This is a genomic window from Microcella sp. (genome assembly GCF_051860105.1).
In the GTDB taxonomy this organism is placed as follows: Bacteria; Actinomycetota; Actinomycetes; order Actinomycetales; family Microbacteriaceae; genus Microcella.
In genome coordinates, this window is the sequence record NZ_JBHYEO010000005.1 from 59,194 (window position 1) to 82,444 (window position 23,251).

At 70.9% G+C, this 23,251-nt stretch carries 26 protein-coding genes and 1 pseudogene; 9 read left to right on the forward strand and 18 right to left on the reverse strand.

The genetic code is table 11. The features are described from left to right. Positions 1-49: 49 nt before the first annotated feature. Positions 50-763, reverse strand: a complete 714-nt coding sequence (locus ACTIE9_RS04215) for a bacteriorhodopsin (protein WP_439564323.1) — start codon at positions 761-763, stop codon at positions 50-52. 276 nt (positions 764-1,039) lie between these two features. Here ACTIE9_RS04215 and ACTIE9_RS04220 point away from each other — a divergent pair, with 276 nt between their 5' ends. From ACTIE9_RS04220 to ACTIE9_RS04230, 3 genes are read left to right on the forward strand one after another with little or no spacing between them, the layout of a single operon-like run. Then, positions 1,040-1,768, forward strand: coding sequence for a TetR/AcrR family transcriptional regulator (locus tag ACTIE9_RS04220; protein ID WP_439564324.1), 729 nt, complete (start codon positions 1,040-1,042; stop codon positions 1,766-1,768). Positions 1,769-1,810: 42 nt separating this feature from the next. Further along, the gene (locus ACTIE9_RS04225) at positions 1,811-2,761 is read left to right on the forward strand and encodes an ABC transporter ATP-binding protein (RefSeq protein ID WP_439564325.1); all 951 of its coding nucleotides are present in this window, start codon (positions 1,811-1,813) and stop codon (positions 2,759-2,761) included. After that, a complete protein-coding gene (locus ACTIE9_RS04230) occupies positions 2,758-3,612 on the forward strand; it encodes an ABC transporter permease subunit (RefSeq protein WP_439564326.1) in 855 nt (284 codons plus the stop codon). Before ACTIE9_RS04225 ends, ACTIE9_RS04230 begins: the two co-directional genes overlap by 4 nt. 104 nt (positions 3,613-3,716) lie before the next feature. On the opposite strand, the gene ACTIE9_RS04235 is transcribed toward ACTIE9_RS04230, so the two are convergent. The 8 genes from ACTIE9_RS04235 to ACTIE9_RS04270 form a co-directional block, all read right to left on the reverse strand. Next, on the reverse strand, positions 3,717-5,984 hold the full coding sequence (locus tag ACTIE9_RS04235; RefSeq protein ID WP_439564327.1) for a polyribonucleotide nucleotidyltransferase: 2,268 nt from the start codon (positions 5,982-5,984) through the stop codon (positions 3,717-3,719). A gap of 255 nt (positions 5,985-6,239) precedes the next feature. After that, a complete protein-coding gene (locus tag ACTIE9_RS04240; RefSeq protein WP_439564328.1) occupies positions 6,240-6,770 on the reverse strand; it encodes a hypothetical protein in 531 nt (176 codons plus the stop codon). Beyond that, a complete protein-coding gene (locus tag ACTIE9_RS04245; protein ID WP_439564329.1) occupies positions 6,767-7,492 on the reverse strand; it encodes a hypothetical protein in 726 nt (241 codons plus the stop codon). The genes ACTIE9_RS04240 and ACTIE9_RS04245 overlap by 4 nt, the downstream gene beginning before the upstream one ends. Further along, on the reverse strand, positions 7,489-8,241 hold the full coding sequence (locus ACTIE9_RS04250; RefSeq protein WP_439564330.1) for a hypothetical protein: 753 nt from the start codon (positions 8,239-8,241) through the stop codon (positions 7,489-7,491). Before ACTIE9_RS04250 ends, ACTIE9_RS04245 begins: the two co-directional genes overlap by 4 nt. Beyond that, the gene (locus ACTIE9_RS04255) at positions 8,238-8,921 is read right to left on the reverse strand and encodes a hypothetical protein (RefSeq protein ID WP_439564331.1); all 684 of its coding nucleotides are present in this window, start codon (positions 8,919-8,921) and stop codon (positions 8,238-8,240) included. The genes ACTIE9_RS04250 and ACTIE9_RS04255 overlap by 4 nt, the downstream gene beginning before the upstream one ends. Continuing rightward, positions 8,918-9,604, reverse strand: coding sequence for a hypothetical protein (locus ACTIE9_RS04260; protein WP_439564332.1), 687 nt, complete (start codon positions 9,602-9,604; stop codon positions 8,918-8,920). Before ACTIE9_RS04260 ends, ACTIE9_RS04255 begins: the two co-directional genes overlap by 4 nt. A 126-nt stretch (positions 9,605-9,730) precedes the next feature. Beyond that, a complete protein-coding gene (rpsO, locus tag ACTIE9_RS04265; RefSeq protein ID WP_409650318.1) occupies positions 9,731-10,000 on the reverse strand; it encodes a 30S ribosomal protein S15 in 270 nt (89 codons plus the stop codon). Positions 10,001-10,087: 87 nt separating this feature from the next. Next, positions 10,088-10,807, reverse strand: a complete 720-nt coding sequence (locus ACTIE9_RS04270) for a lysoplasmalogenase (RefSeq protein ID WP_439564333.1) — start codon at positions 10,805-10,807, stop codon at positions 10,088-10,090. Positions 10,808-10,899: 92 nt separating this feature from the next. Here ACTIE9_RS04270 and ACTIE9_RS04275 point away from each other — a divergent pair, with 92 nt between their 5' ends. Together ACTIE9_RS04275 and ACTIE9_RS04280 are read left to right on the forward strand one after the other, a co-directional pair. After that, the gene (locus tag ACTIE9_RS04275) at positions 10,900-11,292 is read left to right on the forward strand and encodes an HsmA family protein (RefSeq protein ID WP_439564334.1); all 393 of its coding nucleotides are present in this window, start codon (positions 10,900-10,902) and stop codon (positions 11,290-11,292) included. Beyond that, the gene (locus ACTIE9_RS04280) at positions 11,289-11,717 is read left to right on the forward strand and encodes an OsmC family protein (RefSeq protein ID WP_439564335.1); all 429 of its coding nucleotides are present in this window, start codon (positions 11,289-11,291) and stop codon (positions 11,715-11,717) included. The genes ACTIE9_RS04275 and ACTIE9_RS04280 overlap by 4 nt, the downstream gene beginning before the upstream one ends. On the opposite strand, the gene ACTIE9_RS04285 is transcribed toward ACTIE9_RS04280, so the two are convergent. Beyond that, positions 11,718-12,641: an NADP-dependent oxidoreductase gene (locus tag ACTIE9_RS04285; protein WP_439564336.1), complete on the reverse strand. Its 924-nt coding sequence runs from the start codon at positions 12,639-12,641 to the stop codon at positions 11,718-11,720. 85 nt (positions 12,642-12,726) lie between these two features. Between ACTIE9_RS04285 and ACTIE9_RS04290 the strand changes: the two genes are divergently transcribed. Together ACTIE9_RS04290 and ACTIE9_RS04295 are read left to right on the forward strand one after the other, a co-directional pair. Beyond that, positions 12,727-13,152 carry a pyridoxamine 5'-phosphate oxidase family protein gene (locus tag ACTIE9_RS04290; RefSeq protein WP_439564337.1) on the forward strand — a complete coding sequence of 142 codons (426 nt, stop codon included), beginning with the start codon at positions 12,727-12,729 and terminating at the stop codon, positions 13,150-13,152. 60 nt (positions 13,153-13,212) lie between these two features. Continuing rightward, positions 13,213-13,794, forward strand: coding sequence for an HdeD family acid-resistance protein (locus ACTIE9_RS04295; protein ID WP_439564338.1), 582 nt, complete (start codon positions 13,213-13,215; stop codon positions 13,792-13,794). 11 nt (positions 13,795-13,805) lie between these two features. Here ACTIE9_RS04295 and ACTIE9_RS04300 read toward each other — a convergent pair whose 3' ends face one another. From ACTIE9_RS04300 to ACTIE9_RS04325, 6 genes and pseudogenes are all read right to left on the reverse strand, one after another. Then, complete coding sequence (locus ACTIE9_RS04300) at positions 13,806-14,573, reverse strand: anti-sigma factor (RefSeq protein WP_439564339.1); 768 nt, start codon at positions 14,571-14,573, stop codon at positions 13,806-13,808. Further along, positions 14,560-15,117 (reverse strand): RNA polymerase sigma factor, encoded by a 558-nt coding sequence (locus ACTIE9_RS04305; protein ID WP_439564340.1) that lies wholly within the window; start codon positions 15,115-15,117, stop codon positions 14,560-14,562. The genes ACTIE9_RS04300 and ACTIE9_RS04305 overlap by 14 nt, the downstream gene beginning before the upstream one ends. A 77-nt stretch (positions 15,118-15,194) precedes the next feature. After that, positions 15,195-15,839: a class F sortase gene (locus ACTIE9_RS04310; protein WP_439564341.1), complete on the reverse strand. Its 645-nt coding sequence runs from the start codon at positions 15,837-15,839 to the stop codon at positions 15,195-15,197. 6 nt (positions 15,840-15,845) lie between these two features. After that, the gene (locus ACTIE9_RS04315; protein ID WP_439564342.1) at positions 15,846-16,676 is read right to left on the reverse strand and encodes a DUF4397 domain-containing protein; all 831 of its coding nucleotides are present in this window, start codon (positions 16,674-16,676) and stop codon (positions 15,846-15,848) included. Positions 16,677-16,811: 135 nt separating this feature from the next. Beyond that, positions 16,812-17,189: a hypothetical protein gene (locus ACTIE9_RS04320; RefSeq protein WP_439564421.1), complete on the reverse strand. Its 378-nt coding sequence runs from the start codon at positions 17,187-17,189 to the stop codon at positions 16,812-16,814. 162 nt (positions 17,190-17,351) lie between these two features. Then, positions 17,352-17,420 (reverse strand): annotated as a pseudogene (locus tag ACTIE9_RS04325) (zinc-ribbon domain-containing protein); the annotation flags it as partial. Positions 17,421-17,672: 252 nt separating this feature from the next. Between ACTIE9_RS04325 and ACTIE9_RS04330 the strand changes: the two are divergent. Continuing rightward, positions 17,673-18,737 (forward strand): hypothetical protein, encoded by a 1,065-nt coding sequence (locus tag ACTIE9_RS04330; RefSeq protein ID WP_439564343.1) that lies wholly within the window; start codon positions 17,673-17,675, stop codon positions 18,735-18,737. An 11-nt stretch (positions 18,738-18,748) separates the two neighbouring features. Here ACTIE9_RS04330 and ACTIE9_RS04335 read toward each other — a convergent pair whose 3' ends face one another. Beyond that, positions 18,749-20,011, reverse strand: coding sequence for a PrsW family intramembrane metalloprotease (locus tag ACTIE9_RS04335; protein ID WP_439564344.1), 1,263 nt, complete (start codon positions 20,009-20,011; stop codon positions 18,749-18,751). A gap of 98 nt (positions 20,012-20,109) precedes the next feature. On the opposite strand from ACTIE9_RS04335, the gene ACTIE9_RS04340 reads away from it, so the two are divergent. Next, on the forward strand, positions 20,110-21,639 hold the full coding sequence (locus ACTIE9_RS04340; RefSeq protein ID WP_439564345.1) for an AlkA N-terminal domain-containing protein: 1,530 nt from the start codon (positions 20,110-20,112) through the stop codon (positions 21,637-21,639). A 25-nt stretch (positions 21,640-21,664) separates the two neighbouring features. On the opposite strand, the gene ACTIE9_RS04345 is transcribed toward ACTIE9_RS04340, so the two are convergent. Next, complete coding sequence (locus ACTIE9_RS04345; protein ID WP_439564414.1) at positions 21,665-23,095, reverse strand: aspartate ammonia-lyase; 1,431 nt, start codon at positions 23,093-23,095, stop codon at positions 21,665-21,667. Between the last annotated feature and the right edge of the window lie 156 nt (positions 23,096-23,251).

Consider the following 23,251-nt stretch of genomic DNA (forward strand, 5'->3'; position numbering starts at 1 on the left):
CCCTCGGGGGGAGCGACCGCGCCGGGTTGCGTTGAGACCGAGCCGGGGCTTAGGCCTCCGACGAGATCTTGGCCGCGCGCACCGCGACCAAACCGAAGCCCACCTTGTTGAGCACGTCGGCGATCACGTAGATGATTGCCGCAATGCCGATGGCGAGGCTTGCGTCGCCGCCGCCGAGCTCGATGAACTCCTGCGTCGCCGTTCCGATGGGGTAGATGGCCCATCCCGCGATCACGAACCACTTCATCGCCGTGACGGCGCGCTGGATGTGAGCGTCAGCGCCCGGAACCTTCACGCCGAAGACGACGAAGACGATGTAGAGCCACGCGAGGGTCGACACGATGAAGAACAGGTAGTTGCCCGCGGAACCCGGCTCGCCGATCTCACCGAGGTAGCCCGTCACGATCATGACGAGGTCGGCGACGACGAGCTTGACGACCATGCCCTTCTTGAGCGGGCCAGCCATCGCCACGACCAGCGCGAACGACACCAGCAGCAGGGGCGTCGTGATCAGCCAGTCGATGTAGCGCAGCGGCAGGGTCGCGTCCACGTCGGCCGCCGTGATCTCGCCGCCGGGGAACTTGACGACGTCCTTCATGACGTAGTACATGATCGAGGCGATGAACGTGATGACGGCCGCGTAGGTGGCGATCTGGCGCAGTTCAGGCTTCAGATCGTTCCGCTCCATGAAGAACCAGAAGGTTCCTGCTGCCATGGCGACGAAACCGAGCATGAAAAACGCTTGGACGATTTGGAAGTCCACAATTCTCCTTCGAATCGCGAGAGGTCGTATGCCGGTGGGCTCTCGACGTGGGGGTGAGTGAAGTTGTTGCTTCGGTCTTCGATCGCGACCCGGGTCGGGACGAGGCGCTCACGGATTGACGCTGACTGTACGCCGCTCCCCCGGTACCAGCCGCCGATTCGGCCAAAGTTCGCTGAGTGTCACCTGGAGAAACGCTGTCAACCGAGACGCTCGGCGTGATCGCTCTGCCGATCCGCGCATTGACTCTTGACTGAACGATCGTTTAGTGTACTGAACATGCGTTCAGCATCGACCGATCCGACGACCCGGGATCGCATCCGGGATGCCGCACTCGCCCTCTTCGGCAGCCGCGGTTTCGACGGCGCCTCGGTGCGCGATATCGCCGAACGGGCCGAGGTGAGCCCCGCCCTCGTCATGCACCACTTCGGCTCGAAGGAGGCGCTGCGCGCCGAGTGCGACGCGCTCATCGTCGACGAGGTGCTCGGCCGCAAGGAGAGCCTGCACGCGGGCGAGCAGGGCGATCTGGCGTCCACGATGCAGCGCTGGCTCGCCGACGTCGACACCCACCGCGCGAGTCTCGACTACCTCGCCCGCATGATCACCGATGGGTCTCCCGCCGGAGACCGGCTGTTCGACGACCTCGTCGCCCGCACTCGCGCGATGATCGCGCAGGGCGCCGCGAGCGGCATGATGCGCGAGAGCTCCGACCCGCAGATGACCGCCGTCATCGTCGCCGCCCACGGGCTGATTCCCCTTCTGCTCGAGCACCACCTCGGCCGCGCGATCGGCGAGCAGGGTCTCACCCCCGCGGCCGTGCGCCGCATGACCCTGCCCACGCTCGAGCTATACACGCACGGCCTCTACCGTTCCACCGCCATCCTCGAGGCGGCCGAGGCCGCTCTCGCCGGCACTCCCGACACCAGCAGGGGCCCGCGGTCCGACAAGGGCGCAGGCGACCCGAATCAGGATCCGGACCCGCCGGCCGCCCCGGCATCCGACCCCTGATCGGCGCCGCTCGGCGCACCACCCTGATGAAAGGACCCGGGGATGACATCCCTCGCCATCGAAACACGCGCGCTCACGAAGCGCTACGGACGCCGCACGGCGCTGCACGGCATCGATCTCACCATCGAGCCCGGCCGCGTCTTCGGCGTGATCGGCCCGAACGGCGCCGGCAAGACCACGACCATGCGGGTGCTGCTCGACATCATCCGCGCGACGAGCGGCCAGGTTCGGGTGCTCGGGCACGACCCGCGCACGGCCGGCCCAGCGCTGCGGCGCCGCATCGGCTACCTGCCCGGCGAGCTCGCGCTCGAGGGGCGCGCGACCGCGCGCAGCCTCCTGCGGCACTATGCCGAGCTCAACGGCGGCGCACCGCATCAGCTCATCGAGGATCTCGCCGACCGGCTCGGCCTCGAGCTCAGCCGGCCGGTGCGCTCGCTCAGCAAAGGCAACAAGCAGAAGGTCGGCCTCGTGCAGGCTTTCGTGCACCGCCCCGACCTGCTCGTTCTCGACGAGCCGACGAGCGGCCTCGACCCGCTCGTGCAGCAGGAGTTCCTCGCGATGGTGCGCGAGGCGCGCGACGCGGGGCAGACCGTGTTCCTCAGCTCGCACGTGATCAGCGAGGTTCAGCAGGCCGCCGACGATGTCGCCGTGCTCCGCGGCGGCCGCATCGTCGACGTCAGCACCGTCGAGCGCCTCCGGGCCGCGGCGCGCCGTTCGGTGCGCATCACCGTGCGTCCTGCCGATCGCGATGCGCTACTGGCACGGCTGGCCGAGGTGCCGCGGCTCGACGATCTCGTCGTCACCGAGGTCGACGGCACGACCGTCGTGCACGGGATGCTCGGTGACGGTGTCGCCGGATTCGTCGCGGCGATCGCGGCGAGCGACCCGCTCGACCTCGTCGTGCAAGAGCCCGACCTCGAGAGCGCGGTGCTCGGCTTCTACGGCCCCGGATCAGCGGCGGCGACCCGTGACGACGCGGAGGAGGCACGATGAGCACGAGCACCCTGACCATCGACCGCGCCGCGGAGCGCGGCGCCCCCGGCACGCCCCGTCGCCCGCTGCCGCTGCTGCGGCGGCAACTCGCCGACAGCTGGCGCGGCCTCATCGGCTGGAGTCTGGGGCTCGCGGCCGTCGTCGGCATGTACCTGCCGCTCTACTCGACGATCGGTGGCAACCCCGAGTTCCTCGCCATCGTCGAGAGCCTGCCCCCCGAGCTCGTCGCGGCCTTGAGCTACGACCAGATCACGACGGGCGCCGGCTATACGCAGGGCACCGTGCACGGCCTCATCGGGTTCGTGCTCGTGACGATCGCGGCCGTCTCGTGGGGGTCGTCGATCATCGCGGGAGATGAGGAGCGGGGCACGCTCGAGATCGTGCTCGCGCACGGAGTCGGGCGCATCCAGCTCGTGCTCGAGCGGTTCGCGGCGATCGCGATTAAGCTCGTGGCGCTCGCAGCGCTGCTCGCGCTCATGGTGCTGGCGCTCAACCAGCAGGCCGGTCTCGAGCTCTCGTTCGACGGCATCATCGCCGGTTCGGTCGCCCTGCTCGGCCTGGGCCTGCTGACCGCCGCGGTCGGCACTCTCGCGGGGGCCATCGCCGGACGCCGTACGGTCGCCGTCGGAGCCGCGGCCGGCGTGGCCGTGCTCGGGTACGCCCTCAACGCCCTCGGCAACCAGAACCCCGACCTCGAGTGGATGCACGCGCTGTCGCCCTACTTCTGGGCCTACGGCGCCGAGCCGCTCGCGAACGGGTTCGATCCGCTCATGGGGCTGCTGTACGCGATCGCGACGCTCGCCGTCGCCGGGGCCGTGCTGGCCTTCCGCCGTCGCGACGTCGCCGTCTGACGGAGGGCTCCGGACGCACGGGGCCCGGTGACGAGCACCGACGACGGATGCCCGCCCTCCAGCAGGAGGGCGGGCATCCGGTCGTTCAGTGCAGAGTCGGGCGCCTAGCCGTCCTCGCCCTCGGCGGGGGCGTCGCCGCCCTCGCCCTCGGCGAGCACCGGGGCGAGCGAGAGCTTGCCGCGGTCGTCGGTCTTCGTGATCTCGACGAGGATCTTCTGACCCACCGAGAGCACGTCCTCGACGTTGTCGACGCGCTTGCCGCCGGCGAGCTTGCGCACCTCGCTGATGTGCAGCAGGCCGTCTTTACCGGGCATGAGCGACACGAAGGCGCCGAAGGCGGCCAGCTTGACGACCGTGCCCAGGTACTGCTCGCCGACCTCGGGGTTGATCGGGTTCGCGATCGCGTTGACCTGCAGGCGAGCAGCCTCGGCCGAAGCGCCGTCGACGGCGCCGATGTACACCGTGCCGTCCTCCTCGATCGAGATCTGCGCACCCGTCTCGTCCTGGATGGCGTTGATCGTCTTGCCCTTCGGGCCGATCAGCTCGCCGATCTTGTCGACGGGGATCTGCACGCTGATGACGCGCGGCGCGGTCGGCGCCATCTCGTCGGGCGCGTCGATCGCCTGGTTCATGACCGCGAGGATCGCCATGCGGGCGTCCTTCGCCTGGCCGAGCGCCTGCTGCAGCACCGACGACGGGATGCCGTCGAGCTTGGTGTCGAGCTGGATCGCCGTGACGAACTCGCTCGTGCCGGCGACCTTGAAGTCCATGTCACCGAGGGCGTCCTCCGCGCCGAGGATGTCGGTGAGGGCCGCGTAGCGGGTCTCACCATCAACGACGTCGCTGATGAGGCCCATCGCGATGCCCGCGACGGGGGCCTTGAGGGGCACACCGGCGTTGAGCAGCGACAGGGTCGAGGCGCAGACCGAGCCCATCGAGGTCGAGCCGTTCGAGCTGAGCGCCTCGCTGACCTGACGGATCGCGTAGGGGAACTCCTCGCGGCTCGGCAGCACCGGCACGAGGGCGCGCTCGGCGAGGAAGCCGTGCCCGATCTCGCGACGCTTCGGGCTGCCGACGCGGCCGGTCTCACCGGTCGAGTAGGGCGGGAAGTTGTAGTGGTGCAGGTAGCGCTTGCTCGTGACGGGGTTCAGCGAGTCGATCTGCTGCTCCATCTTGAGCATGTTGAGGGTCGTGACGCCGAGGATCTGCGTCTCGCCGCGCTGGAAGATCGCCGAGCCGTGCACGCGCGGGATGACCTGCACCTCAGCGTCGAGCGCGCGGATGTCGGCGAGCCCGCGGCCGTCGATGCGGATGCCCTCCTTCAGCACACGCTGACGCATGATCGTCTTCGAGACCGACTTGTAGGCGGCGCCGAACTGCGCGAGAGCCTCCTCGGGCAGCTCGCCCGCCGCGACCTTGGCCGTGATGGCCTCTTTCGTCGATGCCTTGAGCACATCATCGGCGGTCTGACGCTCGACCTTGTCGGCGATCTGGTAGACCCGCGCGAGCTCGTCGTGGGCGACGGCGTCGACCGCGGCGTAGAGCTCGCTGCTGTAGTTCACGAAGACCGGGTAGTCCTGGATCTCCTTCGCCGACTGCGCGGCGAGCTCGAGCTGCGCCTTGGCGAGCTGCATGATGAACGGCTTGGAGGCTTCGAGGCCCTGGGCCACGATCTCTTCGCTCGGCTTGACGGCGCCGCCCTGGATCAGGTTCCAGCTGCCCTCGGTGGCCTCGGCCTCGACCATGGTGATCGCGACGTCTTCGCTGCCATCGGCGTTCGTGACGACGCGACCGGCGACGATGATGTCGAAGACGGCCTCAGCGAGCTGGCTGTGCTTCGGGAAGGCGACCCACTGGCCGCCGCCGTTGCCCTCGGGCATGAGCGCGAGGCGCACCGAGGCGATGGGGCCGCTGAACGGCAGACCCGAGATCTGGGTCGAGGCGCTCGCCGCGTTGATGGCGAGAGCGTCGTAGAACTCGTCGGGAGCGATGCTCAGCACCGTGATGACGATCTGCACCTCGTTGCGCAGGCCCTCGATGAAGGTCGGGCGCAGCGGGCGGTCGATGAGGCGGCACACGAGGATCGCCTCGGTCGAGGGGCGGCCCTCGCGACGGAAGAACGAGCCGGGGATCTTGCCCGCGGCGTACGCGCGCTCTTCGACGTCGACCGTCAGCGGGAAGAAGTCGAAGCCCTCACGAGGGTGCTTGCCGGCGCTCGTGGCGCTCAGCAGCATCGTCTCCTCGTCGAGGTAGGCAGCGACGGCGCCTTGCGCCTGCTGCGCGAGACGGCCGGTCTCGAATCGGATGGTGCGCTTGCCGTACTTGCCGTTGTCGAGAACCGTCTCGGCGAACTTGATTTCAGGACCTTCCACGAGGTCTGTCTCCTTACACGTCTGTGCGCCGGGCATCCCGTAGTGGATGCGCAGCGCAGCGCGCGGAGCAGGAGCGGGCAGGAAGGGACGTCGGCGATGTGCCGCCGGGTCTGCTCTGGCCAACAGTAGACATCCACCGCTCTGCACTGCGTCGAGTGCGGATCGGGAGATCACCACCGGTGACCAGCTTCGAGCCGGCCTGCTCCGTGCGGTATTCATTTGAACGGCGCGAGGAAACGCGCCGCCTCGAGACTATCAGCCCGGCGTGTCGCGACCTAGTGCACCGCCCGGGCGCGGCGCGCCATCGAGGTCGAGAACCGGCAACCGCACGCGGTGGGCGAAGGCCTCGAGATCGACGGGGCTGAGGTCGGGGCTTAGCGGCACGACTCGGAGGCCGGCATCGAGCAGCCAGTGCACGGGCTTGTCGCGGGCGTCGAGCCACCGGCCGAGCGCGAGGGTCTCCGTTCGGGGAACGACTCGAGCGCCGAGCGGGTCGCGCACGACGAGGGCGCGGCCATCAGACCGCACCGAGGTGCGCCAGCGCATCGTGATCGCCGCGACCGCCGTCGCCATGACGCCGAACGCGCCGATCACGAGAAGGCTCACGATGATGCGCGGGATGCCCGGCCCCGCCGCCTCGCCGATCAGGCTCCACGAGCCTGCCACGACGACCACCCCGGCCAGCACGAGGCGACGCAACCAGCGCCCCGCGCGAGCGCGCACGACCGCCTCGGGAAACAGCGACCGCGAGGCCTCCTCCGCCGCGGGCTCGTCTGGCGCGCTCATCGCTCCGGCTCCGAGGGGGGGACCGCGGGGTCGATCGTCGCCGAATCGAGGGTCGCGAGGTGCGCTTCGACCAGGGTCGAGCTCGGCGGGCACAGGGCGACGGCGCGGACGAGCGTCGCCGGGTCGGCCGCCGCGAGCGAGAAGGGGCTGAACTCGAGCGGTGTTCCCAGTCGCCGCACGTAGTCGTCTTCGGCCGGCGGGGTCGGCACGACGACCCCGATGCGGCGCAGGCAGGGCATGAGCCGCTGCGTCGCGTCTTGATACCGCCACGCTGCTTCCACCGCGCCGGGGGTGGTCGCCGCCCGCAGGTCGGCCACGCCGTACTGGGCGTTGCAGCTGTCGATCGCCCAGCGCACGCGGTCGTAGGTCTCGCCCACGGTGCCGAAGTAGGTGACGGTGAATCCGCCGTCGTCGCGGGCGACCTGAAGACGCGGATTGAGGGTCACGATGCACTGCGTCACGATGGCGTCGATGTCGTCGAGGGCCACGAGACCCTGGAACTGCGGAACCGGGAGTCCGAGCTCGTCGAGGCGACCGCCCGACAGCTCGAGGAAGTCGTCGAACCGATCGCGCTCGGCAGCGGCCAGCACGGCGAGTCGCTCGCTCGTGACGTCGTCGAGGGTGAGAGGGGCCTCGGCCGTCGCCGCGCATCCGGAGACGAAGGCGACGACGAGGGCGATCGCGACGACGCCCGGTCTCCGGATGCTCTCTAGCCGCATCACGGCCCCTCCCCGGTCTCCTCGGCCCCCGTGAGGCCGCCGCCCGAAGGCCCGAACTCGATCGGGCGGATCTCGGCGGGCCCGAGCTGCACGAGCGTGCGGCCGGGGTCGGGGCAGGCCGCGCGAATCTGCTGTGCGGTCGCGGGGTCGACGAGACGCAGCTCGGCCGCGAGCCAGACGCTCTGGGTCGCCCTGAGCGAGCCGCCCGCCGAGGTCGCATAGATCGAGGCATCGACGGCCGCGTCGATGTCGGGGATGACGAGTTCGGCGCCCCAGCGCCGCACGCACTGCGGCAGGGCGACAGTGAGCTGGTGCCGCACCCACTCCTGCTCGACCGGCCCGCCGAAGGGGAACAGCCCCGTCCACGGCACGAGCTGCACCGAGCACCGCAGCTGTGCCACGGGAAGCGCCCAGGTCGGCTCCTTGGTCGGGCGCGGGGCGACGGTGTAGATGCCGCCCTCGGAGACCGAGCCCGCCGTGCGCCCGAGGATGCCGTCCATGCACGCGGCCACTTCGGCGAGCGCGCGATCCTGCTCGACCCAGCGCTCGAACTCCAGCGGCGGGTACACCGCCTCGGGCCAGTCGCGCTCGATGTACTGCTCCGTCGCGGCGGCCGCACGCAGCCAGGCCGAGGTCATCGTGAGCGAGCGCTCGGCGCGCACCGCGTCGAGCGTCGGCACGGCGGGAGGCGCGGCGCAGCCGGCCAGCGCGGCCACGAGGAGCGCGGCGAAGGGTGCCACCGTGCGCCTCATCGGGACTCCGCGCCCTGCGGCTCGCCGACGGGCGAGATCGAGGCGAGCAGCACCGAGGGGTGCGGGCACAGAGCCTGCACGCGGCGCAGCTCCGGCGCGTCGCCGCGCACGGCCGCATAGGGATCCCACCCCGGGGTCGCGCCGCCGGAGAGGATGGCGAACGGGTCGGCGGGCAGAGGCTCGGCGGTGACGCCCTGGCGACGGAGGCAGGTGGGGAGGGCATCCCGCGCGTAGTCCGACACCCAGGCGGTCTCGATCGGTCCCGGATCACTCACGCCGAGGCCGGGCGGGGGCAGGCGGCCCTGGCAGAGGTAGATCGCGGTCTCGACGTCGCGCAGCTCCCCCGCCGTCTGCGGGGGCGGGTTCGTCGTGATGCCCGCGTCGATCTCGACGACGACGGTGCGGCCGGCCGCCTCGCTTGCGCAGTTCTGGAACGCCGTCGCCCAGACTCCCGGGCCGAGCCAGGCCTCGACGCTCGTCTCGGGAAGCAAGATGCCCGGCCAGCGATCGGTCAGGTAGTCGGCGTAGGAGGCGAGCAGAGCGTCGACGCGAGCCTCGGCCCGTGCCGCGCGCTCGTCGGCGACAGCCCCGAGCCCGAGGGTGTCACCGGTGGGCGCGCACCCGGCGGCCCCCAGGGCGAGAACCGCCGTCAGGGCGGCGGTGAGGAGGCGCGGCCTCACGGCGCGGTATCCAGCACCGTCTCGGCCGCGGGGCATCGCGCCTGCGCGCGAGAGCGCTCACTGGGGCCGTCGCCGACGAGCGCGAAGGCGTCGAACGTGGCGTCGGTGCGCCACTCGTCGCGGAACCGGGTGTCATCGGGCAGCGGCGGCACCTCGAAACCGCTGGCCAGGAGGCACGGCACGAGCACGCTGCGTGTGTAGTCGAGAGCCCAGGGCGCCTCGATGTCGCGCACCTCGTCCTCGAACCAGGCCCGCACCGGGTAGAGCGACTGGCAGCGATACACCGCCACGTCGATCTCGAACAGCTCGCGCGGGTCGCTGACCCGCACGCCGCTGAAGTCGAGGCGCTCGCCGTCGTCGGCAGGCGCGACGCCGGGGAACCCGTCGTCGCTCAGGCAGCGTGCCATGGTCGGCCCCCAGGCGTTCGCCGCGACCCACCGCTCGATCGACTCGTCGGGCAGCGCCACCGGCCCCCACTTCTCGCGGAGGAACACGGCCGAGCGCTCGAGGGTCTGCGCGTGCGCCTCGGCCGCGGCGGCGTCGCGCGCGATGAGCGTCTGCTGCAGCGAGGGCGCGGGCCCTCCCGCGGGCGCCGCGCAGGCGGCGAGCCCCGCCGCGAGGAGCGCCGCGAGAGCGAGCGCGACGGCGACCCGGGTGGGGCGCGCGGCGTCGCGATCAAGCATGTCGACAGAGTGCCATGTCTGCTGGCGCACCGGCTGACAGATGGCTCACAACCACGTGGCGCCGTGAACCACGAAGGCCGCCCACCGATCTCTCGGGGGCGGCCTTCGCAGAAGAAGTTCGCGGTGTTATCGACGCAGACCCAGACGCTCGATCAGCGAGCGGTAGCGCTCGATGTCGATGTCTTGCAGGTAGCCCAGCAGACGGCGGCGCTGGCCGACGAGCAGCAGCAGACCACGACGCGAGTGGTGGTCGTGCTTGTGCTCCTTCAGGTGCTCCGTGAGGTCTTTGATGCGACGCGTGAGCATCGCCACCTGGACCTCGGGGGACCCAGTGTCACCGGGATGGGTTGCGTACTCGTCGATGATCGCCTTCTTGACGTCTGATTCCAGTGCCATAGAGGGGACCCCCTTCTCTGCTCGTTGCGCGGCGCCCGGAGCAGGATGCTCGAGCTCTCTTGATCCGCGGCCGTTGGACGGCAACCTTCAGATACTACCAGGCTCTCCGGTTGCGCTCGCAGCGGGCACCAGCTGCCCCGCGTTGGCAAACCCCGCGGCCCGCCGCGCGGCCGTGACGACCCCGGCGATGATGAGCCCCTGGCCGAGGCAGTAGGCGAGCATGATCGCGAGATCGAGCTCGAGCACCGAGAAACCGGGCAGGAACCGGTCGAAGGCGAGAAGCGTGTCGCTGACGAGGAAGACGACGGCGCCGACGGCCACGAGCGGGCGCGTTGCGATCGCGCAGACCGCGGCGGCCCCGAGCACGAGGCCGTAGACGGCGACGGGCACCAGCAGACCGCCCAGCCAGAAGGCGAGCACCGCCACCATCGTGCTCCACCAGACGACCCCCAGGGAGACCGCCCAGCCCGGCACCCGGCGCGTGCGCAACGGGCCGATGTAGAGCGCGATGTAGGCCAGGTGCGCGAGGCCGAAGGCGCCCATGCCGAGCAAGAACCCGACGTCGCCCGGGTTCTGCAGCAGCACATCGCCGAGCCACGAGAAGACGAGCGCGAGGCCGCCCCACAGCAGTAGCGGCGAGCGCCGGTCGGGCAGGGCGAGCACGAGAGCGACCAGCAGCGCCGGCATGAGCAGCGGCTTCGTCGCGGCGACGAGGCCGGGCGGGCCCGCGGCGATCGCGGCGAGGTGCACGACCGCCACGACGAGGTACGGGGTGAAGGCGGGCAGCGGGCGGAAGGTCGGGCGCACGAGGCTCAGGCTACGCCCGCGGCCGCAGGACGTTCGTCCTGATCTGCCCCGCGCATCTCGCGCGCGACGACACCACCCAGCAGACTGGCCGCATGCTGCTTCCCGCCATCATCCTCATCACCCTCGCCCTCGTCTTCTACACGATCGGCGTGTGGGCCGAGCGCGCTCAGAAGGTGCTCAAGCCCTGGCACACCGCCTTCTTCGGGCTGGGGCTCGCGGCCGACGCGAGCGGCACCTACCTCATGAGCCTCATCGCCGAGCAGAACCGGGTCGACGGGGTCGAGCCCAGCATCCTGAACCAGGTCATGGCGGTGAGCGGCGTGATCGCGCTCGTGCTCATGGCCGTGCACCTGCTGTGGGCCGTCGTCGTGCTCGTGCGCGGGCGCGAAGCCGAGCTGCATCGGTTCCACCGCTTCTCGGTGGTCGTGTGGGCGATCTGGCTCGTGCCCTACGTCACCGGCGCTCTCGGGTCGAGCCTGTCGTGACCGCGGCACCGCTCACCTACCGCGTCACCGCTCGCGCCGATGCCGCCGCGTCGATGGTGCTTGCGGCGGGCGACGAGATCGCCCTCGACACCCGCTGGCAACCGGATGCCCCCTCGACGCACCCCGGCCCGGCCGAGCTGCTCGCCGGGGCCTTCGCGGCGTGCCTGCTCAAGAACGTCGCGCGCTCGAGCACGATGCTGCCGTTCGCCTACGAGAGCGTGCGGGTCGAGGTGACGATGCACCGGCAGGATGCCCCGCCGCGGTTCACCGCCATCGAGTACACCCTGCACCTGGTCACGACCGAGCCCGCGCACCGGGTCGAGCTGCTGCACCGCAACCTGCAGAAGTTCGGAACGGTCTACAACACCCTCGCCGCCGTGTGCGAGGTCTCGGGCTCCGTCACGGCGAGCCCGCCCACGACCTGATCAGTCGGCCGTCACCACGACCTTGCCGCGCAGGTGCCCGGCTTCCAGGAACGCGAAGGCGGCACGCACCTCGCTCAGCGGGTAGGTCGCGGCGATCGGCACGTCGAGCGTGCCGTCGGCGACGAGCGCGGCGAGGGCATCCAGCGTCGGCGGGTGCACGGCCCCGCGCCCGACGTTGCGCACCCCGTAGGCGCTGGCGTCGGCGGCGATCGTGTTGATGCGCTCCGGCGGAACGCCCAGCGCGAGCGCGGCCTCGATCGTCTCGGGCCCGAACTGATCGAACACGGCCGTGATGCCCTCAGGAGCGAGGCTCGCCAGTCGCTCGCGAAGCCCCTCGCCGTAGAGCACGGGCTCGATGCCCCGCGACCGCAGCCACTCGTGGTTGCCCGCACCCGCCGTGCCGATGACGCGGATGCCGCGGGCCACCGCGAGCTGGCCGAGCATGCCGCCCACTCCCCCGGCCGCCGCGCTGACGACGATCAAATCGCCCGCGTCCAGCCCCTGAGACTCGAGGGCGTCCCACGCCGTCTGGCCGGCAAGCGCGAGCCCGGCCGCCACCTCGAGCGGCACCCCCTCGGGCACACGGGCGACGACGGAGGCCGGCGCGAGCACCCAGTCGGCGAACGCGCCCTGCGGGATCGAGCCGAAGACGGCATCCCCCACCGCGAGGTCGTCGACGCCCGGCCCGACCGCCTCGATCACGCCCGAGAACTCGCGGCCCACCGCGACGGGCAAGGGCAGCTGGATGCGGGAGCGCCCGGAGCGGATCTTCCAGTCAACCGGGTTGAGCCCTCCGGCCGCGAACCGGACGCGCACCTCCCCCTCGCCCGGGGGCGGGGCGTCGAGCTGGTCGATGCGCAGCACCTCGGGACCACCGAACTCGTGGTAGCGAACGACACGGGAGGCGATCGACGACGCAGTCATGGCTCCAGCCTAGGCATCGGGACCTTCGGCCCTACTCGTCCGCCGCCCGGCGCGCTGGAATGAAGACGTCGAGAGGAGCGCTGCCATGGTCATGGGATTCGGGGGGATCACCGAGCTGACGACAGACCAGTGCTGGCAGCTGCTCCGCTCGCGCGACCTCGGGCGCATCGCCGCGAGCGCGGCGGGCACCGTCGACATCTTCCCCATCAACTACGCCGTCGATGCGACACCCGCCATCTACTTCCGCACCGCCCCCGGCACCAAGCTCCTCGAGCTCGCGATCAACGACCGCGTCGCCTTCGAAATCGACGACCACGATGACAGCGAGGCCTGGAGCGTCGTCGTCAAGGGGCGCGCCGAGCGCGTGGAGCGGCAGAGCGAGATGGATGCGGCCGAACTGCTCGGCCTCACCCCGTGGATCCCGACCCTCAAGTACCGCTGGGTGCGCATCCGCCCGACCGAGATCTCGGGTCGGAGATTCGCTCTCGGCCCCGAGCCCTCCCGCGTCTAGGCTGACGACAGACGCGGGCATCTCGCGCTCGTGCTCCTCTCATCCGAAAGCAGGAAGACCATGGCTGTGACCACCGCTGCCCCCTCCCCCGTCGTGCTCGAGCGCGGCTTCGTCATCGCCTCGGCGATCTCCGCGATCGCGCTCGGCATCGCCGCGCTCGTGTGGCCGGGCGCGACGCTCGTCACCGTCGCGCTGCTGTTCGGCGCCTACCTCGTCGTGAGCGGCATCTTCCGGCTCGTGGTCGCGTTCACGAGCGATTCGCTCAGCACGGGCATCCGCTGGTTCGTCGGCATCATGGGCGTGCTCATCATCGTCGCGGGCATCATCGCCCTCAACAACCTCGCCCAGTCGCTGCTCGTGCTCGCCTTCGTCATCGGCTTCGGCTGGATCTTCGACGGCGTCGCTGCCATCGCCGGCGGCATCACGGGCCGCACCGCGTTGCCGCGCTGGCTGTCGATCGTCTCCGGCGTCATCTCGATCATCGGTGGCATCGTGATCTTCACCCTGCCGGGCGTCGCGATCGTCACGTTCGTGATCTTCGGCGGCTGGATCCTCATCGCCATCGGCGTCGCGACGCTGTTCTCGCTCCCGCCCAAGAAGGGCGCCCAGACCGCTGCGCCGGTCGAGGCGGCCGCCGCCTAGTTCGGCACGTCTCAGACGTCGAGGGCCCCGCGCACGATGGAGTCTCCGGAGTGCGTGGGGTCGCCGTCGAGCGGCTCCGCGCTGATGTCGACGACCGAGAATCGCGCGAGATCGACCGAGGCCGGCACGACGAACTCACCCGAGGCACCCGTCAGGTAGCCGAGGCTGATGAGCCCGTCGACGTTCTCGGTCAGCAGCCACACCTCACGCACGACTCCCTCACCAACCTCGGCATCGAGCGAGACCTGCACGACGCGCGCCCCGTCGGCGCGCTCGGCGACGGTCGCCTGACCGGTCGCGGCGGGCCAGTCGGGAAGAGCATCCAGCTGTGCTGACGCGATGAGCTGCCCGGCGTCGCGCGGAGCCGCGGCACCCCACCAGAGCACGCCGCCGGCCACGAGGGCGGCGGCGGCGGCCGACGCCGCGATCGGCGCGATGAACCGACGGATGTTCGAGCGGCGCTCGCGCGCGGCGTCGAGCGACGCGACCGGAGCCGGTGCGCTGGCCGCGGCCGCCACGGTGACGGGAGCGGGCACCACGGTCGGTTCGAGGTCGGCCGCGAGGCCGAGCTCGGCGCGCACCGACTGCCACACCCGTGCGGGCGGCGACAGCAGCTCGGCTTCGCCGATCGACGAACGCGCGACCGAGACGGTCGAGCGCAGCGCCTCGATCTCGTGACGGCACGAGTCGCACTGCGACACGTGCTCGATAACGCGGGGGTCGGTCAGGGGCTCGCCCAGGGCGACCAGTGCCAGCGCGTCGGGGTCAGTGTGCTCCATGACTCACCTCCAGGCGTCCTCTCAATTTGCTCAGACTGCGTCTGATGTGCGACTTGACCGTGCCGACCGGGATGCCGAGACGCTCGGCGATCTGCAGGTGGGTGAGGTCATCGAAGAATGCGAGGCGCACGACGGCCCGCGGCAGCGGGTCGAGGCGCGCCATCTCGTCCGCGATCAGCAGACGATCGGCGAGGTCGGTCTCCGGCGCGGGCGCCATCTCGTCACCCGTGATCGCCGCGACCTGCTCGGTGATCGAGCGCTCACGACTGCGCGCCTGGTGGGTGTCGGCGATCGTGTGCCGCGTGATGCCGACGAGCCAGGCGGAGACCGAAGCGCGCGCGGGGTCGAAACGCTCCCGGCCCTGCCAGGCGGCGACGAAGACCTTCTGGGTCACGTCTTCCGCGTCGGTCGCGTCACCGAGCGACCGCACGGCCAGCGAGTAGACGAGCGACGACCACTGGCCGTAGATCTCGGCCAAGGCCCGCTCGTCACCCGCGGCGAAGCGGAGGGCGAGCTCGGTGGCATCGTCGAGAGCGGTGGACACGGCGGTCGCACCTCCTCGACTCGATGACGGGCGGATGCTGCGCGCATCCGGTGCCGTCATCGTAGCCGCCGTGCCTGTCATGAGACCCTCTCGGCCGTCACAATGTAGTTGTCTTCATAGCGGCCGACGCCCGAGGCGTAGCCGGGGTCGTACTCGCCCCCGCAGGTCACGAGCACCAGTCGAGGGGCGCCGGTGGTGCTGAAGTACTGATCCCAGGGCACCTCGCCCTTGGGGATGCGCTCCACCGAGACGATGCGGTAGACGTGGCCCGCGCCGTCGGTGTCGGTGATGCTCACCTCGGTGCCGACCTCCGCCGTGCGAAGCTGAGCGAAGGGCCCTCGGCCCTCATCGAGCGAGTCGACATGGGCGGCGATGACGGTTGCCCCTTCATCGCTCGCGGGTGCAGCCGCGTAGGAATACCACCCGGCCGTGAACGGGCTGCGCGGCAGAGACATCTGGCCGCGGTCATCGAGACCATGCGGTTCGACCCCCATGTCGATGTCGAGCGCGGGAATCGACAGCCGGACAGGCTCGGCGACCGGCACGAGCTCGTCGATCGAGACGGAAACATCCTCCCAAGCGACCGCAAGCTTCTGGCCTTCAACGCCGAAGCCCGGCTGGCCGAGCGATCGCTCGCTCGGCGCAGTCGAGCATCCGGCGAGGAGCAGGAGGGCGACCGTGGCGAGCGCCGCGCCCGCCCCCCTGCTTCTCGTTGACATCATCGGTGCTTAGCGAGCGGCCGAGGCCGAGACGCGACGGGCGATGACGGTGCCAGCGGCGATGAGGCCCAGCAGCAGCGCGCCGAGGCCGGCGACGAGGCCGCCGTTGACGCCGTTCTCCGCGGCCAGACCCGCCGAACCGGCGGGAACGCCAGCCGGGCTCTCACCGAGGCCCGAGATGGGGAACGACACGACCCCGTAGGGCAGGTCGAGGTCCGCACCGAAGGCGTGCACGAAGTAGGCCGTGCCCGCCGCGAACGTCAGGTTGGCCGGGCCGATGGCGACGGGGCCGCTGGGCGACACCTCGACCGAGATCGGGTAGGTGCCGGCGGGAACGTCGACGCCGCCCTGCTGACCCGAGGTCACACCGGTGAACAGCTCGTTCGTGCCCGCGAGCACGTCGACAGCGGGAGCCTCAGCGGTGTGGCGCACGACGACACGGGTCTCGCCCGCAGCGATCGGCGAGAGGTCGTTCGTGAAGCGGGTCAGGGTCGGGGTGCCCGACGCGTTCGGGTGCGCGACCGCCGAGTACGAGGTGTTCGCGGCGAGGTTGATCGTCGCCGGACCGATGGCGACGGTCGAGGTGCCCGCCTCGAACACCGTGACGGTGTAGTCGCCAGCCGGAAGGTTCACCAGCGGAGCGACGGTCTCAGGGGTGACACCGGGGAGCATCTGGTCGGCCGAGCCGGGGCCGTCGATCATGATGTCGACCGTCAGGCCGGGGAAGGCGTGGACGAGCCACAGGTCGGCCTGGGTGGGGCTGAGGGCGGTCGCCGGGGCGGCGACGCCGACGGTGGCGAGGGCGGCAACGCCCAGCCCCGCGAGAATACGGTTGCGCATGGTTCCTCCTTGGTAGGGCCCCCGAAAGGGCGTTCCCCTATCGGGGCGTCGGGCGGAAGTGCCTTCACCTACTACTTCTCGCGGAGGTGCCCGTTCGGATGCGCCTGAACCTGGCAGTCTGCTGGGAGCCTGCTCTCAGGCCAGCACCGGACCGAGGCCGCTGATGCTCACGACGAGCCCCGCGACCCACAGCACGAGGTTCACGCCGCCTGCGGCGAGACCCGCCACCGCGAGCCCCCGCCCGCGCGTGATGCCGTTCGCCGTTTCGCGCAGACCCCGTCCGCCGGCGATCAGGCAGATCGTCAACAGGCCGGCGTTGACGACGAAGACGAGAGCGAGCGTCACGAGCACGGGTGCCCACGCGCCCTGCGGGTCGCCTTCCGCCACGCGGGCGAGCGCGGCGGCACCCAGTTGCGCGGCGACGAGATTGCCGGTGATCGAGACGAGCAGCGGAGCGACACCGGTGACGAGGGCCCAGGTCGCTGCCGCGCTGCGTGCCGGCGGAGGCGTCATGCGCCCGCGCGTCGGGATGCGGGCCGGGATGACGGGCTCCGGTTCCGCATCCGGCACCGGGGGAAGCGGGGCCGCCGGGCTCGGCGGAACCGACGGAGCGGACGGGGCCGATGGGCTCGACGGAGGCGGCGGAGACGGCGGAGTCGGCGCGGCGTGCACGGGCGCTCCGCAGCGCGTGCAGAATCGAGCTCCGGGCCGCAGGGGCGCGGCGCACACGGAACAGGTCGGCATCGCGCGTCACTCCTCGGGCCTTCGACCGCGACCATGAGCGCGGCTCGACCTTCGACAGGCTAGCAAGAGCACCCCGATGCGGCCTCCCCCCATTGACGGGCGGACGACCGAGCGCGCACACTGGGACAAGATCAACTCGCCGCCCAGGTGCGCCGGAGGCATCGCCCCGCCACTGGGCGGCGAGTCTGCGTTCAGGCCTCCCGTCACCTGACCGGCTTCCGCCCGAGGCGGGAGGCGTGCCAGCATGACGCTGTGGACCGCACGATCGACTACTCGCCGCTGTTCGTGGCGCCGACCCGCGACGAGGTGATCGCGTTCCGGCGCGCGACGATGGCCGCGCGACCGGCTGCGCAGTCGGAGCAGATCGTGCTCATCGCCAGCTGGGTGCTCGGCGGGTTCATGGTGGTCGCGCTGGGCTTCTCGCTGCTCGTGCCAGCCCTCGTGTCGCTCGTCGCGGTGTCGACCGGGCGACTCGACCCCGTCGAGCTGGCGGGGGTGCTGCCACCGCTCGTCATCATCGTCGTCGTCACCGTGCTCGTGGTGCGCGCCCTGCTCGCACGGCGCTTCGACTGGGAGCGACGACTGCGGATGTCGCGCTTCGCCGCGGCGAACGGGCTGCTCTACGAACCCGTGAGCGAGGGGCCCTCGTACCCCGGCGCGATCTTCGGCATCGGCTCGTCGCGCCAGGTCACCGATCACTTCCGCACGACCGATGATCGCTATCTCGACTTCGGCAACTATCGCTACGTCACCGGCAGCGGCAAGAGCCGCACGACCCACCACTGGGGGTTCTTGGCGCTGCATCTCGATCGGGCACTGCCCCACATGCTGCTCGACTCGCGGGCCAACAACGGGCTCATGGGGTCGACGAACCTGCCCGCCGTGTTCTCGCGCGATCAGGTGCTGTCGCTCGAGGGCGACTTCGACCGGTACTTCACGCTCTACTGCCCGGCCGAGTACGAGCGCGATGCCCTCTACGTGTTCACCCCCGACCTGATGGCGCTGCTGATCGACGAAGCGGCTCCCTACGACGTCGAGATCATCGATCGGTGGATGCTCGTCTACAGCGCCCGTCCGTTCCCGCTCGCTGACCCGGCCACGTACCAGCGACTGCTCGGCATCGTCTCGACGGTGGGGGCGAAGACGCTCACGCAGACCGACCGCTACGTCGATGAGCGCATCGGGCAGTTCGCCGCGAACATCGTCGCGCCGCAGGGTCAACGGCTGCGGCGGGGCGTCTCGTGGGTCGGCATCGCGGTGATCGCCGTGTTTCTCATCGTCTGGGTGGGCGGCATCGTCAGCAGCTACCTGCGCTGAGCCGCCCCCGCCTACGCCGCGGGGGCCGGAGCCGCCCCGCGCAGTGCGTGCCGGGATGCGGCGACCCGGTGCAGCAGGTCGGCCTCATCGGCCCGGGTCCCGATCGAATCACGGTCGCCCAGCAGCCGGTGCCGCGCGTAGGCGAGGCGCGTCGCGTCGCGGATGAACGTCTTCATGAGCGGGGCCATGCCGTTCGCGCGCGCCCAGCTCATGGCCGTGCGGCGCCCGCTGGGGCTCGACAGCATGGCGACCTCGTCGGGGTGGAACCAGCCGACCTGGGCGTATTCGGTGAGTCGCTCGAAGGTGACCCGCTGCTCCTGCTTCCGCAGCATGGAGACGAGCCACACGGCGACGAGGAACATGGGAACCTGCACGAGCAGGTAGTAGCCGTAGAAGTCGCTGATGAAGAACAGCACCCCGTTCCAGAACGCGTGCAGCAGCACGGCGGGGATGAGACCGATGGCGAACGCGACGATGCCCCGGAACCAGCCGGGGCGCTGCGCGGCGAAGCCGATCGCCGCGCCGATGAACGCCGTGAACATGACGTGGGCGAAGGGCGACATGATGCCGCGGATGAAGAACACCTCGAGCGTGCTCGCCGCACCGCCGGAGGCGAGCTCGCTGCCGAAGTAGAGGATGTTCTCGGTGAACGCGAACCCGCCGGCCACCCACGCGCTGTAGACGATGCCGTCGACGGGGCCGTCGAAGTGCCGACGGACGGCGAAGAACAGCAGCAGCACCCCGAGGCCCTTGCCGACCTCCTCGACGATGGGTGCCTGGATCGCAGCACCGAAGAACTCGGCCCCGAACTCGCCGAGCCCTGATGCGGCGATGACGTTCTGGATCTCGGCGTCGACGATGAGCGCGATGAGCACGCTGACCCCCGCACCCCACAGGAACGCGAAGACCAGGGCACCGCGAGGCTCGGGCTCCCACCGATCGATCCAGCGGATGCCCCAGAACACGATCGTCAGCGGCACGAGCGCCATGATGCCGCCGATGACGACACCGGCAGGGCCCAGCCCCACGAACAGGTACGCGAGCACGAAGAGCAGCACGAGGGCGAGCACGATGAAGCCGAACACGGCCGCGATGATGAGGCCGACGTTCGATCGACGCGGGGGCACCGTCAGGCCCGGCCGCACGACCTCCCGGGTCTCGAGGGCGACCTCCTGCGGTGCTGCGGCGGGGGCGGGCGCTGAGGCGAGGCCCGTGCCTGTCGAGGTGTAGTCGGGAGTCGGATGCTGGCCCTCGGGGGCGGACGGCGCGGTCATGAGGGCAACTGTAGCGGCGGGCACAGCACGGAGGGCAGGGGTGCGGTGGTGTCCGATTCCCGCTGGTGCGGGCATCCGGAGCCTGGCACGCTGAGCGCATGCCCGTTCTCGATCACGATCGCTGCTACCGCGCGCTCGCCGCGCGCGATGCGCGCTTCGACGGGCAGTTCATCGCGGGGGTGCACAGCACGGGCATCTACTGCCGACCGAGCTGCCCGGCCACGACGCCGCGCCCGCACAACGTGCGGTTCTATCCGACAGCGGCGGCCGCCCACGAGGCGGGGCTGCGGGCCTGCAAGCGCTGCCAGCCGGACGCCGTGCCCGGGAATCCCGACTGGAACCTGCGCGACGACCTCGCTGGTCGGGCCATGCGCCTCATCCTCGACGGCGTCGTCGAGCGCGACGGTGTTCCGGGGCTCGCGCACCGGCTCGGCTACAGCACGCGGCAGCTCTCGCGAGTGCTGACCGCCGAACTCGGCGCCGGGCCGCTCGCGCTCGCGCGCGCCCACCGAGCCGAGACCGCCCGCACCCTGCTCGCGGGCACCGATCTGCCGGTGTCGCAGGTGGCGTTCGCGGCGGGTTTCGCGAGCATCCGCCAGTGCAACGACACCGTGCGCGAGGTCTACGGGCTCGCCCCGCTCGCGCTGCGGGCGCTCGCCCGAACGGGGCGCGACGGCGTCGGCGAGGCGACCGCTCCGCGCCGCGCCGACGCCGTCGATTCCGCGCCGGGCACCGCGGTGTCGCTGCGGCTCGCCGCGCGGGAGCCCTTCGACGGGGCGGGCGTGCTGCAGTACATCAGCGACCACGCCGTCACGGGTGTCGAGCGGATGCTGACCGGTGATGACGGCCGCCCCCGTGGCATCGAGCGCTGGATCGAGCTGCCGCACGGCCCCGCGCTCGCCCGCGTCGTGCTCGACGCCGACCGGCCCGGCGTGCGGGTGTCGGCGACGCTCGCCGCTCTCGCCGACGTCGCACCGCTCACGGCGCGCATCCGGCGCTGGTTCGACCTCGACGCCGACGCGGCCGCGATCGACGCCGAGCTCGGGCGCGATGCGCTGCTCGGCCCGCTCGTCGCCGCGGCGCCCGGCATCCGCATCCCCGGCGCCGTCGACCCCGGTGAGACCCTGCTGCGCACGATCGTCGGCCAGCAGATCTCGCTGCCGGCCGCCCGCACGGTGCTCGGCCGGCTCGCCGCCGATCTGGGTCAGCCGACCGAGGAAGGGGTGCTGCAGAGGTTCCCCTCCCCCGCGCTCATCGCGCAGCATGGTGCCGCGGTGCTGCGCGGGCCGGCGCGCCGGGTGCGCACGGTGATCGAGACGGCCGAGGCCCTCGCCACGGGGGCGCTCGCGCTCGACGTCGGGCTCACGACGCCCGAGCTGCGCGAGCGCCTGCTGCGGATGCCCGGCATCGGCCCGTGGACGGCCGACTACGTCGCCCTTCGGGTTCTCGGCTCACCCGACCTGCTGCTCGATACCGACCTCGTGCTGCTGCGCTCGTTGCGCGCGCGCGGAGCGGCCACCACCGCGAGCGAGGCGGCGGCGCTCGGCGAGCGCTGGGCGCCGTGGCGCTCGTACGCGACGCTGCACCTCTGGCGCGCCGCGCCGCCCGCGCAGCGCCGCGCTCCCTGAACGGCGCCGCTCGGACGCTCGAAGCTCAGTTCTCGGGCGCCACCATCGGCAGGGGGATCGCCCCCGTCGCGGGCACCACCCCGCTGAGGCGCTCGGGCGAGAGCACCTTGCCGATCTCCTCCGCGGTCATGAGCCCCCGCTCGATGACGAGCTGGCGGATCGGCACCTTCGAGGCGAGAGCCTCGTAGGCGAGCGCAGCCGACTCCTGGTAGCCGATGTAGGGGGTGAGCGCCGTGACGACGCCGACGCTCGCCTCGACCATCTCGTGCAGGCGCTCCTCGTTCGCGGTGATGCCGTCGATGCAGTTGAGGCGCAGCGTGCGGCACGCGTTCGACATCCACGCGAGCGACTGCATGATGCTCGTGGCGATGACCGGCTCGAAGGCGTTGAGCTGCAGCTGGCCGCCCTCGACCGCGGCGGTCACCGTGGCATCCGCCCCGATGATCGAGAACGCCACCTGGTTGACGACCTCGGGAATCACGGGGTTGACCTTGCCGGGCATGATCGAGCTGCCCGCCTGGCGCGGCGGCAGGTTGATCTCGCCGAAGCCGGCCTGAGGGCCGCTCGAGAGCAGGCGCAGGTCGTTGCAGATCTTCGAGAGCTTCACGGCCGCGCGCTTGAGGGTTCCCGACACGGTCATGAAGATGCCCGTATCGCTCGTCGCCTCGATGAGGTCGGGAGAGGTCACCATCGTGTAGCCGGAGATCTCGCTCAGGTGGCGACGCACGGCCTCGGCGTAGCGCGGATCGGCCGTGATGCCGGTGCCGATGGCCGTCGCGCCCATGTTGATCTCGTTGAGCCACGGGATGATCTCGCTCAAGCGCTCCTGGTCTTCGCCGAGGGTCGTGGCGAAGCCGCGGAACTCCTGCCCGAGCGTCATCGGCACCGCGTCTTGCATCTGCGTGCGGCCGACCTTGAGAATCTGCGCGAACTCCTGCCCCTTCGCCGCGAACGAGTCGATGAGCAGGCGATGCTCGTCGAGCAGGCTCGTTAGGCTGAACACCATGGCGAGCTTGATGGCGGTCGGGTAGACATCGTTCGTCGACTGGCTGCGGTTGACGTGGTCGATGGGATGAAAGTTCGCGTAGTCGCCCTTCTCGTGGCCCATGATCTCGAGGCAGCGGTTGGCGATGATCTCGTTCGCGCACATGTTCGTGCTCGTGCCCGCACCGCCCTGCAGCACGCCCAGCACGAACTGGTCGTGCAGCTGGCCGTCGATGATCTCTTGGCAGACCTCGTCGATGAGGTCGGCCCGCACGGGGCGCAGCACCCCGATCTCTTTGTTCGCGCGGGCCGCGGCCTGCTTGACCATCGCGAGAGCGATGACGAGGTTCGGATGGTTGGAGAGCGCACGACGCGTGATGGGGAAGTTCTCGAGCGCGCGCGCGGTGTGGATGCCCCAGTATGCGTCGGCCGGAATCAGCATCTCGCCGAGCGAGTCGCGCTCGAGGCGCATCGCCCGCGGAGCATCGGGGTCTTCGTCGAGGCCCGGGCGGTATACGGGAACTCCGTCGTCACTCGTGGTGAAACTGGGAGCAGGGCCAGTGGTGCGCACCATGATCAGATGCCTCTTCCTTGAGGGGGTCGGACAGCGTTGCGGTGGCGCGCCCAG